Raw genomic sequence first — 11,340 nt, 5'->3', positions numbered from 1 at the left:
ATATCGATGGCTCGAAAAAATGTAAAGGAATTTTTAGTCAGGACGTATGCGACCGCTCGTCGCTGGCAAACCCTTTTCCTATAGGAAAGGAGTGATCCTGGCGTGCGAACTCGCGATAAGGCGTATATTTGCTTGACCCTCTTTCTGCTGCTGCTGGCGCTTGGCTGGGCGCTTGACGCCCGGCTGGCGAAGTCGAAGCCGTCTGCCGAAGGACGCTATACGATCCGGTCGGTCGGAACGACGCAAACGGTGCCGGGAGGAAAAGAGCCTTTCGGGGCGCGGGAATATATCCGCATCATCGGTTGGGAAGACGACTAACGCACGTCCGGCCCGGGATTCCGGATCGCCCGCGATGCCGCGAACGCGACTTTTTCAGGCCGGCCAATCCGGCCCGCGCCGCTTCCGCTACCCGGGCAGGCTTTCCTTAGCGGCCGAAGACGCCTTCAGAATGGAGGTCAGCACGCCCGGAAACCGCGCTTCCAGATCGTCCGTCCGCAGCGACAGAAAGTGCTGCGTCCCTTGAACGCGAATGTTGAGCACGCCGGCTTCGCGAAGAATCCGGACATGGTGCGACATCGTCGACTTGGCCACAGGCTGATCGAACGAGCCGCACGGCCGCTCCCCGCATTCCGCCACGTCGGTCACGAGCCTCATCCGGTTCGGGTCGCTAAGCGCCGCAAGCACCGCCGTCAGTTGAATGTCCTCCCGTTTCGGGTGGAATAAAATTTTCATTTGTCTTCCCCCTCTCCAGGTTGGACTGATGATTGAATTATACCACAACTCGTGTTATGTTTTTAATGTTCGATAAACATAGAACTTAAACGGATACGAGGAGAAACCATGAAAACCGAAATCAGCTCCGCTATGCCGCCCGCGGACGCCGAGCCGTCCTTGCTGCGCGAGAAGGTCGTCGTTCCGCTGTTGGGCCTCATTCTCGTCCTGGTCATCATGAACACGATGATGTTCAATTTGGCGCTGCCCGTCGTGACCGAACAATTCGCCCTTTCTTCTTCCGCGGCCTCCTGGATCGTCACCGGCTACTCGATCGTGTTCGCGATTTCTTCGATTACCTACAGCCGGCTATCCGATCTCGTTCCGATTCGTTATCTGCTCTCCTTCGGGCTCCTCTGCCTCGGCGGCGCATCGATCGCGGGCTTTTTGAGCCATGACTTCGTCATCCTGCTTTGCGCGCGCATCGTGCAGGCGGCGGGAGCCGGCTCCGTGATGAGCCTCGCCATCGTGCTCATCAGCCGGTACGTCCCGCTGTCGCGCAGAGGCAAGGCGATGGCCCTCATTTCCTCCGCCGCTTCGCTCGGCTTGGGTCTCGGTCCGGTCGTCGGGGGAGCGATCACCCAATTTTGGGGCTGGAACGATCTGTTTCTCGTCACCGGCTGCTCGCTTCTGCTCATCCCGGTCGTCTTCCGCCTTCTCCCCGAGGAGCCCTTCGTCAAAGGCTCCTTCGACTGGCCGGGCGCGCTTCTGATCGGCATCGGCTCGACGGGCTTGCTCCTCTTTTTGACCGGCGGCAGCTTCGTCGCTTTGGCGGCGGGAATCGTCGGGCTGTTCGCGTTTTGGCTTCGGATCCGCTCCGCCGCCGAACCGTTCGTGCAGCCCGCCTTGCTTCGCAACAAACGTTATTTGCTGCTGGGCTCGCTCGGCCTGTTCGCCTATATCAACAGCTTCGCCTTGCTGTTTCTGCTGCCCCAACTGCTCGCGCACCTGTACGGCTTAAAGCCGGGGATATCCGGGCTGATCGTATTCCCCGGAGCGTTCGTCTCGATGCTGGCCTCGAACGCGATCGGCAAAGGGATCGACCGGTACGGCAACGGCCTGCTGCTTCGCGTCGCCCCCTGGCCGATCGCCGTTTCGGGGCTGCTGTTCGCCTTGTTTGCCGATCAATCCTATTTTGCCGTCATGTTCATTTACATGCTTATGATCGTCGGCTTTTCCGCTCTCAACGCGAGCGTCTCCAACGAGATGTCCCGCATTCTTCCCGCCGCCAACATCGGAGCCGGGATGGGGCTGTTTCAATTGATCCAGTTTTTCAGCGGCGCGTTCAGCGTCGCCGTGTGCGGAAGCTTCCTGGCCGCGCGGGAACGGTTTCCGCTGGCCGACACGTACGCGCTCATCTTTTGGGGATTGATGGGCATCGGCCTGTTGTCCGTTCTCTGTTCGTTCGTTTATTTAGGGTCCAATCGCGGAAGCAGGGCGGACGGCGTGGCGGGATAAGCATCATCCGGACGAAAAGGCAATCGAACTTGCGATCGGCTGCAACAAATCGCGAACGGAGCTCGTTTAAAACACAAAAGCAGGAAATCATCAGACAAGGAGTGAAATCAGCATGAAAAAAAGCTTGATTTGGCTGTTGTCCGCACTGCTGGTCGTGGCGCTGTCTCCGTCCGTCTTCGCTTTCTCGGATACTTCGTCGTCCAAGCACGCCGACAAAATCAACGCCCTGAAAGAGAAAGGCGTCATCAGCGGGGTCGGCAAAGACAAATTCGATCCCGACGGAGAGCTGTCGTACGCCGCCGGAATCTCGATGATCAACAAAGGCCTGGACATCAGCCTCGCCCGCTTCCTGTTCGTCAAAGCTCCGCTCGCCAGCGACTACTTTACGAACGTGCCGGACGACGCCTGGTATTCGGACGCGTTTATCGTCGCGCACATCAACGGCCTGGAAATTCCGCAGGACGTCAAGCCGGATCAATCGATGACGCGCGAGCAGTTCGCCCATCATCTGTTCCTCGGCATGGAAGCGAACGGAGCCCACGCCTATCCGGAGCCGTACATTCTGATCGACGACGAAGCCGACGTCAATCCGAGCTACATGAACAGCATTCAAAAGCTGCTCATTTCGAACGTCGCCTCCCTGGAAGACGGCAAATTCAATCCGAAAGCGCCGATTACGCGCGGCGAAGCGGCCGAATGGCTGTACAACGCCATGGAATTCGTCCAAAATACGCCGCAGGTCGATCCGAACCCGGAGGAGCCCGATCCGTTGGCCGACTACAAGCTCGAGGTCAAGCCCGTTAACGAGAGCGTGTCCGAAGTGACGGTCAAAGCGACGGCCCCGCATCCGGGCTATGGCCTTCGAATCGTCTCGATTCAATTCGAAGGCGACCAGGCCATCGTCTTTACGGAACCGGTATGGCCCGATCCGGAGATGATGTATCCGCAAGTCCTGACGGAAATCAGCGCCGTCACGTACGTGGACGCCAAGCTCAAGCCGGTGCTCCCGCAGGATGCCGTATCGTCGCCGTCCGACGGCGAAGCTTCCGAATCATCCGCATCCGCATCCGTTTCCTCTTAAGCGAATCAACGATAAAAAAGGCCGGGGCCGTCCCTACAGGTCGAATTTGACCTATGGGACGGCCCCTTCCGTACATGCTCATTTGCTCGCAGCTTACGATACTTCGCCCATAACGGCCTCCGCAGGCCGATATTTCGGATGACGGTTCCTTTCCGGCCTCAGCCGGGAGTCCCGTTCAGCCGAAGGCCGCCCGACGGGCAAAATTCGTCGTTGCCGCCGACTCCCGCGCCGCAGTCGGGGCATCGTTCCAGGCTATCCGCGGCCAAGGCGCCCGCATCGTCCCCGCTGCCGCGTTGCAAAGACGAACCCCATCGGAAAGCCCCCTTTGTCCGCGTTAACGCACCTTACGGAAAATGAACCGACTTTCGGCGTTTCTTTCGCCTTTTTCCGGCCATCCACAAGGCGGCTGCCGCGATGACGGCGCCGGCGGCCCCCGCCCAAATCCATCCGTTGCGAAGCTTCTCTTCTTCCACCGGCATCGCCGCGGCGGCGGCTTCCGTATTTTGCAGCGCGTGGACCTGCTTTTTGACGGGCGTCAAGGTCCCCACCGCTTGCTCGCCGAATTCGGTATCGAGCAGGACGCTCCCTTGCGCGTCGACCCGAAAGGACGGAAGGGCGCCGATCGGCATCAGCGCGCGGATTTCCTCCTCCGCCCGCCATTCGTACGTCTCGTCCCCGATCTCCTCGGTATGCGTCTCGCCGGCGGCGAGCAACGGCGCGGATTCGAAGGCCGCAAAACCGTAATCAAACAGCGCCGTCATATCCGCATAGGCGTTTTTGTTGCTTGGCGCCTTCAGGACGACTCCGATCAATTGCTCGTCTCCCCGGGTCGCGGAAGAAACGAGCGTATTCCCGGCGGCCGTCGTATACCCGTTTTTAATCCCCGTCGCGCCTTCGTACGTCGTCAGCAAACGATTGTGGTTGTAGAGCTCGGACTTCCACTCCAGTCCGTCCCACGGCATTTGAACGGTCGAGACGATTTCGCGGAACGTTTCGTTCTGCATGGCGTAACGCGCGATTCGGGCCATATCGGCGGCAGTTGTCACCTGATTCGGATCGGGAAGGCCGGACGGGTTGACGAAAAAAGTATCCGAAACGCCGACCGTGTTCGTCGCGAAATCGTTCATGCGCTCGGCAAATTCGGCTTTCGAGCCGTCGATATGCTCCGCGATCGCGGTGGCGGCGTCGTTGCCGGAATTGAGCATCATCGCGTAAAGCATAAGCTCCATCGATTTTTGCTCGCCTTCGGACAAATACACGCGCGTGCCGTCCTCGTATCTCGCTTCCCTGGATACGGTTACCGTTTCGTCCAGCCGGGACGTTTCCAGCGCGACGATGGCGGTTACGATTTTCGTGATGCTTGCGGGATACAGCCGCGCGCGTTCGTTTTTGGCGAATAGCACCCGGCCCGATTGCTGATCGATCAAAATCGCGGACTCCGAAGCGATGTTGGCCGGAGCCTCCGGGGGAGCTTCGGCTTCCAGGATCTCCGCCACCGTGACGGACGGCGCCGAGGAAGGGGCGATGGTTCCGTTTTCCGCGGCAGTCGCGGCCTGAAATCCATGCGCAGACGGAAAGGACAACAATAGCGAAACGGCAACGAAGATTTTCGGCAATAGACGCATCGGTCGGTTATCTTCCCCTTTGCTTCCTCCAGTTTCCCCTTTTTCTTATTTTTCTATCGTAACCGAATTCGCATCAAGCGGCAAAGCAAATGCTTGGAATGAACTCCCAATTTCAGCCAGAACGCCCAGCACCCCTTCGAAAGGTCAGGGATGTTGATGGCCGTGCGGGTGAGGCGCGTGGTTCTCGTCCGCGAACGTGACGGACAATTCGGCGTAAAAAACGCCCTTCTGGACTTGAATTTGCTGATGAAGCGATCGCAGCTCGGAAAGCTTGCCGCGCACGACGACGACTTCGAGGCATTGCGCGTGATTCAGATGGACATGCATCGTCGAGATGATGCTGTGGTGAAATTGATGCTGAAGCTCCATCAAAACCATCGGCAGCTCGCTGACATGATGATCGTAAACCATGACGATCGTGCCCGCGACAAATTCTTCGGAATGAAGCTTCGCCGGCTCCAGCAGCGCTTTTCTGGCGAGGTCGCGGATTGCCTCCGACCGGTTCGTGTATCCCTGCTGCTCGATGTAGCGATCGAATTGCTCGATCAGCGGCGCCGGAAAGGAGACGCCGAACCGGGTCAATTCTTCTTTTTCAGCCATGTTCGCACCCTGCCGTTCCATTAAACGTTTCCTGTTACTTGTGCCGCAAATGCTGCAGCGTCGCGTGAAACATCTCTTCGATATGCGCGTCGTCGAGCGAGTAATACACCGTTTTGCCGTCTTTCCTTCTTTTCACCATGCGGATATTGCGCAAGTAGCGAAGCTGATGGGAGACGGCGGATTGATTCATGTCCAGCAGGACGGACAAATCGTGCACGCACAGCTCCTTCTGCATCAAGGCGTCGATCATGCGCACCCGGGTCGGATCGCTAAGCGCCTTGAACCATTCGGCCAGTTCGCCCGCGGACGACTCGCTGAGCATTCGCGAGCGGACGTGCTGCAGATCGGCGACGGTCCCTTCGCACGGCTCTTCGCAATTTGCGACTGCTTGTGGCTCCACTGCGCATCATCCTTCTCCTCAATCTGTCGATGTCGACATTATAACAAAACATCGGCCAAATAAAAAAGACCGCGGTAGCGGTCGCAAGCCTTCCCGGCTTTGCCGACTCCCCCGCGGGGGCGGGAGAGCCGAAAACCGATCAAAATTCGTAGCCGTTCATCCGAAGATGAGCGTGATACATGTCGATCGCGGAAGGATGGTCCTCCTTCGATATCCACTGCTCCGCTTTCCATACGCCCGATTGCTTGAACGCCCGGGGACAATGGATAAAAATTTCTTCCGTCTCGACGACGACCGCCATGCCGGTCGTTTTGCCGGTCCACTGCTGGCTTTCGATAAACGCCTCGTTCCGCGTAATGACCGCCCGGCCGTTAATCCGCAGCACTTCGTCAAAGCCCGGAATAAGAAAGATCATGCCGACCTGCGGGTTTTCGATTATGTTCAAAAGCGAGTCCGTCCGGCGATTGCCGGGCCGGTCCGGAAACGCCAGATGGCGTTCGTCGAGTACTTTGACGAACCCCGGCTTATCGCCGCGCGGCGTAACGTCGGCGCGACGGCTCCCGTTCGAAGTCGCCAGAAAAAACAGCGGAGACAGCTTCAGATAGTTCTCGACATGATCTTCGATGACGCTTACCGTTTTTTTGACGATCGCTTCGTGCGGTGCCTCGATCCGTTCCCGGATTTGCTCCGCCGTCGCGATCGTATCGTTCATCCAAGCAGGCGTCGCCGACATTCCCGCCCCTCCCCCTTTCATTTTAAAGCCGACGCGCCTGAAGCGATCCGGGCTTCCGGCGGCGCCGGAGCCGCGGCACGGGGGCGCGGGTCAGCTTTTCGGCCGGGCTTTGACCTTGTTTTGGACCGGCGGCAGATGCTTCATGCTCCGCAGCATCGGCCCTCCGCACAGCGGACACGCTTGCTGCAGGGCCGCGAACTCTTCGCGAACCCAGGCTTTGCATTCCGCGTTTTTGCATTTCCATATTTTCGTCGGCTTCAACGCCGCTTTCGTCTCTTCGCTTGCTGCCAATCTAGAGTTCATCCTTCCTTAAAAAAAATAAAACCCGCGCCGCTTGGGTGCGGGTTTTATCCGTGTAGCGCCGGCCGGACAAACACTGCCGGCCGGTATTTTTCGCCCGTTCGATTACTTGGAGAAAATATCCGTCAGCACCGGAACGATTTGCGACTTGCGGGAAACGACGCCCTTCAGCAAAGCGCGGTTGTTTTCCAGCTTCACGTTGTACGCTTCCTCGACTTTGGAGGCGGACTTGCCCAGCGCGATGCCGACGGAATCGTTGTTCAGAATGTCGGTGACAACGAACAGGAACAGGTCGAGACCTTTTTCCGCGATGATCGCGTTCAGCGCGTCTTCCAGCTCCGCTTGGCGGGAAAGAACGTCGTTCGTGTCGACGGCGTTCACTTGCGCGATTTCGACTTTGGCGCTGCCCATGGAAAATTCCTTCGCGTCCAGCGAGATGAGCTGCGGAATCGTCTTGTCGCTCAGGTCGGCGCCGGCTTTCAGCATGTCCAGGCCGTATTGGTCGGCGTCCACGCCCGCAATGGCGGCAAGCTCGCGAGCCGCGGCGACGTCCTGCGGCGTGCAGGTCGGCGACTTGAACAGCAGCGTGTCCGAAATGATGGCGGACAGCATGAGGCCGGCGACATTGGCGTCGATGGCGACGTCGTTTTCTTTGTATAGTTTGTTCAAAATCGTAGCCGTGCATCCGACCGGCTCGGCGCGGTAGTAAAGCGGGCCGCTCGTTTCGAAGTTGGCGATGCGATGATGGTCGATGACTTCCGTTACGCGCACTTGATCGATGTCGGACGCGCTTTGCTGGCGTTCGTTATGGTCGACCAGAATGACTTCTTTCGTTTCGTTTGCGACCGTTTCCACTTGGCGCGGAGCGGCGGTATTGAATTTGTCGAGCGCGAATTGCGTTTCGGCGCCGACGGCACCCAAGCGAACCGCTTCAACGTCGAAACCCAGCTTCTTCTTCAGTTCGGCATACGCGATCGCAGAGCAGATCGTGTCGGTGTCCGGGTTTTTGTGCCCGAAAATTAGAACTTTCCCCATCTTCATACTCCTCTTTTCGAATGTTCGGCAAAAAAAGTATACCCCAGATCGCCCGTCGCAGGCAAGCGAATCAACCGTTTTCAACGGCAATACGTACAGGTTGTGCGAATAAACTTGTAACGGGGTGAATGCGATGGCGCTTATTGAATTGGACCGCGTCGGAAGGCGGTATCGCGTCGGCGGCGAAATCGTGAAAGCTCTCGACGGCGTCAGCCTGACGATCGAAAAAGGCGAATTCGTCGCCGTTACCGGACCTTCCGGCTCCGGCAAATCGACGCTGATGAACATTATCGGCTGTCTGGACGTTCCGGACGAAGGAACCTACCGTCTCGAAGGAAAAAACGTCTCCTCTCTCCCGTTCGACAAGCTGGCCGAAGTCCGCAACCGCAGCATCGGTTTCGTTTTTCAGCAGTTCAACTTGCTTCCCCGCCTGACGGCTTTCGCCAATGTGGAGCTTCCGCTTATTTACCGCGGCTTGGACAGCAAAACGAGAAAACAGGCGGTGCTCCGGGCCCTTGAAGCGGTGGGGCTGTCGGACCGCAAGCACCATCGTCCCGCGGAGCTGCCTTCCGGCCAGCAGCAGCGCATCGCGCTCGCGAGGGCGCTCGCCGGGAATCCGTCGCTGCTGCTCGCGGACGAACCGACCGGCTCTCTGGACGAAAAAGCGAAGCTGGACGTGCTTTTGCTGCTGTCGGCGCTGCACGAGCGGGGCCATACGATCGTGCTGATCACGCACGACCCGGACGTCGCCGCGTTCGCCCGGCGGGAAATCCCGATCGCGGACGGCAAAATCGCGCCCGATTCGGCCGAAGCGCTTCGCCCATAGGGGCAGGAAAGGTCAATCGGGAGAGGGACCGAGCGGAATTCGGTATGACGAATACTCCTCGATGATATGTTCCCCCTGCGCATACACCCACCGGAAACGAAACCGGTCCCCTTCGTATCCCGTTCGCTTGCGAATATCCGGGACGACGACCGTTTCCAGATGCTCCAGCAAATTGCGCTGCAAATCGGCGATTCGCCGTTCGTTTTCCTCGTTTCGCTTCTCGGCCTCGCGCTCGTTTTCCGAAGTTTGCAAATAGTACATGACGCCGACTTCCTTGTCCGTCAGCGTTTCCGGGAGCGGCGCCCCCGAACCCCGAAACACTTCCCGGACGGTGTCGAGCCAATCCTTGTACAAATCGATCGTGACGTTGACCATCTCTTCCTCCTTTTGGCGGTTTACGATTTTCGGGCGATCGCAAACTCGTCAAGCAGCTTTCCGTCCGCGTCGTATGCCCGGTAAACGAGGCGTTCGGCGTCGACCGTCACGCCCGCGAACATTGGCCGTCCGTTTTGAAAGTGGACCGCATGATAAAATTGATCGTCTTTTTTCTCGTTGAACTTTCCTCCGGAAGCGTTCGGCGTCACGTAAACCGTTCCCTCCCCTTCGGAAACGACTTCATTGCCCTTGAGCGGATACGAACGCGAATATTCGTGATTATGCCCTTGCAGCACCAAATCGACGCCGTGCTTGTCGAAAATCGGGACCCACTTCTTGACGATCGACTTGGTCTGGTTTCCTCCGTAAGCCGGACGGTGAATCGCGACGATCTTCCACGGCTTTTCGCTCGCGGCCAGATCCCGATCCAGCCATTCCGCCTGCTCGTCCTTGTTCGACTCCGAATTCAGCATCGTAAAATGAACGGGACCGTAGTCGAACGAGTAATTCGTGCCCGGAATCGAGTTCCCGGCTCCGTTGCGCGGCAAATGGAAATGAGCGAGAAAGCGGTCCGCCTTTCCGTCCGTTTCGTCATGATTGCCGGTAACCGGCATGAGCGGGATCGAGGCGAGCCACCGCTTCGCTTCGCCGAAAAACGCGTCCCATGCCGTTTCGTCCTCCGGATTTTCGGTCAAATCCCCGTTATGTACGATCAGCTTCGCATCGGGGAACGTCTCCATCGCCTTGTCGAGCGTCCGTCCCCACAGCTTGAAATCGGCCGGCGTCTCGCCTTGCGAATCCGCAACGTGGATAAACGTAAACGATTTCTCGTTGTCGGCTTCGGTTACAAACGCGGCCGGCTCGCTCCACCCGCCCTCTTCGCCGGTTCCCACGCGGTACATATAGACGGTACCGGGCTTCAGTCCCGCCGCCGCCGCTTTGTTCGAGGTTTGCGTTTGACCGTCCCCGACCTCCACTTGCTCGGTCGTACCGCGAAAAGTCAGCGCATTCGCTTCTTCGAACGCCGCGGTTTCCGTTCCTTCGACGATTTGAACGACGGAGGAGGCCGAAGGGTCGGCCGAAAACCAGGAAAACCCGCGGGTTGTCGCGGCATCGCCGACGATCGTCGTTCCGATCGATTTCGTGACGTTCGCGGCGTTCCGAGGCGGTCCCTGCTCTTGTTCCTGCCCGTGTCCCTGCCGCCATTGCAAACCGATCGCGGCGGCCAGGAGAAGCGAAGCCGCCCCCAGCACAATGGCTTGAAGCTTTCGCATCAGAACGACTCCAAAAACCGCTTGCAATCCTCCATCTGGTCCGGCGCCGCATGCTCCATGACGATATCGACGCCCGGCTTGGAAGCCTCAAGCAGTTCCATGTACAGCTTATAATTCATTTGGCCGTGCCCGGGAGGAGCCTCGATCAACTTTCCGTTCGGCTCCAAACGCCGATCTTTGGCATGACAGGCGATAATCCTGTCGCCGAGCAGCCGGAACGCTTCCGCGATCACCTCGTCCTGCCGGTCGAAATTGGCCGCATTCAGCAGGTTTCCGGGATCCAGCACGACGCCGATGTTGCGGGACGGCACTTCGCCCAGCATCCGGCTCAATTGGCCGGCCGTCGCGACAAGATGGCGGTTGGCCGCTTCCAGCCCGACATAGACGCCCCACCGTTCCGCTTCCTCGGCCAATTCGGCCAGCGTTTCCCGCATCGCGGTCCAATCCCGGTCCGCGTACTCTTCGCCCGGATTGACGCCGGTTTCGAAGGCGACCGTCGGACAGCCGAAATCCCTTGCGTGGCGAAGCAGCTCCTTGAACCGGGTTACATTCAGCCGGCGTTGTTCTTCGTCGCGCTCGAACATATGCAGGTAGCAGCCGAGAACGGAAATTCGGACGCCGTTGCGCTCGAACGCCTCGCCGATCGTCTGCGCGAGCCCGGGGCTTAAGCGGCCGGGACGGCTGAAATCGTAATCCTGAATTGCTTTCCATAAAGCAAGCTGAACGTGTTTGAACCCGTATTGGCCGACCTTGGCCGCAAGCTCCCGGTACGGAAGGCAGCCGAACAGATGCGCCAAAACGCCGATCGATCGATCCGTCATTTTTCGCTTCCTCCTGTTTTCGAATTTCGATTTTGGGGAAT

General features: G+C 58.5%; 15 protein-coding genes. 4 read left to right on the top strand and 11 right to left on the bottom strand.

What is annotated here, in order from left to right; genetic code table 11:
- The first annotated feature begins 102 nt into the window (after positions 1-102).
- On the top strand, positions 103-318 hold the full coding sequence (locus tag B7E11_RS22485; RefSeq protein WP_080839061.1) for a hypothetical protein: 216 nt from the start codon (positions 103-105) through the stop codon (positions 316-318).
- A gap of 87 nt (positions 319-405) precedes the next feature.
- Here B7E11_RS22485 and B7E11_RS22480 read toward each other — a convergent pair whose 3' ends face one another.
- Positions 406-732, bottom strand: a complete 327-nt coding sequence (locus B7E11_RS22480) for an ArsR/SmtB family transcription factor (protein WP_080839060.1) — start codon at positions 730-732, stop codon at positions 406-408.
- 108 nt (positions 733-840) lie between these two features.
- On the opposite strand from B7E11_RS22480, the gene B7E11_RS22475 reads away from it, so the two are divergent.
- Complete coding sequence (locus B7E11_RS22475) at positions 841-2,229, top strand: MFS transporter (protein ID WP_080839058.1); 1,389 nt, start codon at positions 841-843, stop codon at positions 2,227-2,229.
- A 112-nt stretch (positions 2,230-2,341) separates the two neighbouring features.
- Positions 2,342-3,310, top strand: coding sequence for an S-layer homology domain-containing protein (locus B7E11_RS22470; RefSeq protein ID WP_080839057.1), 969 nt, complete (start codon positions 2,342-2,344; stop codon positions 3,308-3,310).
- A 158-nt stretch (positions 3,311-3,468) separates the two neighbouring features.
- On the opposite strand, the gene B7E11_RS29740 is transcribed toward B7E11_RS22470, so the two are convergent.
- The 7 genes from B7E11_RS29740 to B7E11_RS22440 form a co-directional block, all read right to left on the bottom strand.
- Positions 3,469-3,609, bottom strand: a complete 141-nt coding sequence (locus B7E11_RS29740) for a hypothetical protein (RefSeq protein ID WP_176220859.1) — start codon at positions 3,607-3,609, stop codon at positions 3,469-3,471.
- Between the two features lie 45 nt (positions 3,610-3,654).
- On the bottom strand, positions 3,655-4,935 hold the full coding sequence (locus B7E11_RS22465; protein WP_080839055.1) for a D-alanyl-D-alanine carboxypeptidase family protein: 1,281 nt from the start codon (positions 4,933-4,935) through the stop codon (positions 3,655-3,657).
- A 144-nt stretch (positions 4,936-5,079) separates the two neighbouring features.
- A complete protein-coding gene (nikR, locus tag B7E11_RS22460; RefSeq protein ID WP_080840942.1) occupies positions 5,080-5,535 on the bottom strand; it encodes a nickel-responsive transcriptional regulator NikR in 456 nt (151 codons plus the stop codon).
- A 34-nt stretch (positions 5,536-5,569) separates the two neighbouring features.
- Positions 5,570-5,935 carry an ArsR/SmtB family transcription factor gene (locus B7E11_RS22455; RefSeq protein ID WP_245809792.1) on the bottom strand — a complete coding sequence of 122 codons (366 nt, stop codon included), beginning with the start codon at positions 5,933-5,935 and terminating at the stop codon, positions 5,570-5,572.
- Positions 5,936-6,074: 139 nt separating this feature from the next.
- Positions 6,075-6,668 carry an MSMEG_1061 family FMN-dependent PPOX-type flavoprotein gene (locus B7E11_RS22450; RefSeq protein ID WP_240353390.1) on the bottom strand — a complete coding sequence of 198 codons (594 nt, stop codon included), beginning with the start codon at positions 6,666-6,668 and terminating at the stop codon, positions 6,075-6,077.
- 90 nt (positions 6,669-6,758) lie between these two features.
- Entirely contained in the window at positions 6,759-6,959 is a 201-nt protein-coding gene (locus B7E11_RS22445; RefSeq protein WP_240353391.1) for a cold-inducible protein YdjO-related protein, read from the bottom strand.
- A 114-nt stretch (positions 6,960-7,073) separates the two neighbouring features.
- Positions 7,074-8,003, bottom strand: coding sequence for a manganese-dependent inorganic pyrophosphatase (locus B7E11_RS22440; protein WP_080839051.1), 930 nt, complete (start codon positions 8,001-8,003; stop codon positions 7,074-7,076).
- A 133-nt stretch (positions 8,004-8,136) separates the two neighbouring features.
- Between B7E11_RS22440 and B7E11_RS22435 the strand changes: the two genes are divergently transcribed.
- Positions 8,137-8,829 carry an ABC transporter ATP-binding protein gene (locus B7E11_RS22435; RefSeq protein WP_080839049.1) on the top strand — a complete coding sequence of 231 codons (693 nt, stop codon included), beginning with the start codon at positions 8,137-8,139 and terminating at the stop codon, positions 8,827-8,829.
- 12 nt (positions 8,830-8,841) lie between these two features.
- On the opposite strand, the gene B7E11_RS22430 is transcribed toward B7E11_RS22435, so the two are convergent.
- The 3 genes from B7E11_RS22430 to B7E11_RS22420 are packed head-to-tail and all read right to left on the bottom strand — an operon-like array spanning position 8,842 to position 11,299.
- Entirely contained in the window at positions 8,842-9,204 is a 363-nt protein-coding gene (locus tag B7E11_RS22430; RefSeq protein WP_080839047.1) for a hypothetical protein, read from the bottom strand.
- Positions 9,205-9,224: 20 nt separating this feature from the next.
- Entirely contained in the window at positions 9,225-10,478 is a 1,254-nt protein-coding gene (locus tag B7E11_RS22425; RefSeq protein ID WP_080839045.1) for a purple acid phosphatase family protein, read from the bottom strand.
- Positions 10,478-11,299 (bottom strand): sugar phosphate isomerase/epimerase family protein, encoded by an 822-nt coding sequence (locus B7E11_RS22420; protein ID WP_080839043.1) that lies wholly within the window; start codon positions 11,297-11,299, stop codon positions 10,478-10,480. The genes B7E11_RS22425 and B7E11_RS22420 overlap by 1 nt, the downstream gene beginning before the upstream one ends.
- Positions 11,300-11,340: the final 41 nt, after the last annotated feature.

The organism is Cohnella massiliensis, from assembly GCF_900169535.1.
In the GTDB taxonomy this organism is placed as follows: Bacteria; Bacillota; Bacilli; order Paenibacillales; family Paenibacillaceae; genus Cohnella; species Cohnella algarum.
The sequence above is the reverse complement of the archived record's forward strand: the minus strand, read 5'-3'. Positions and strand labels throughout refer to the sequence as shown.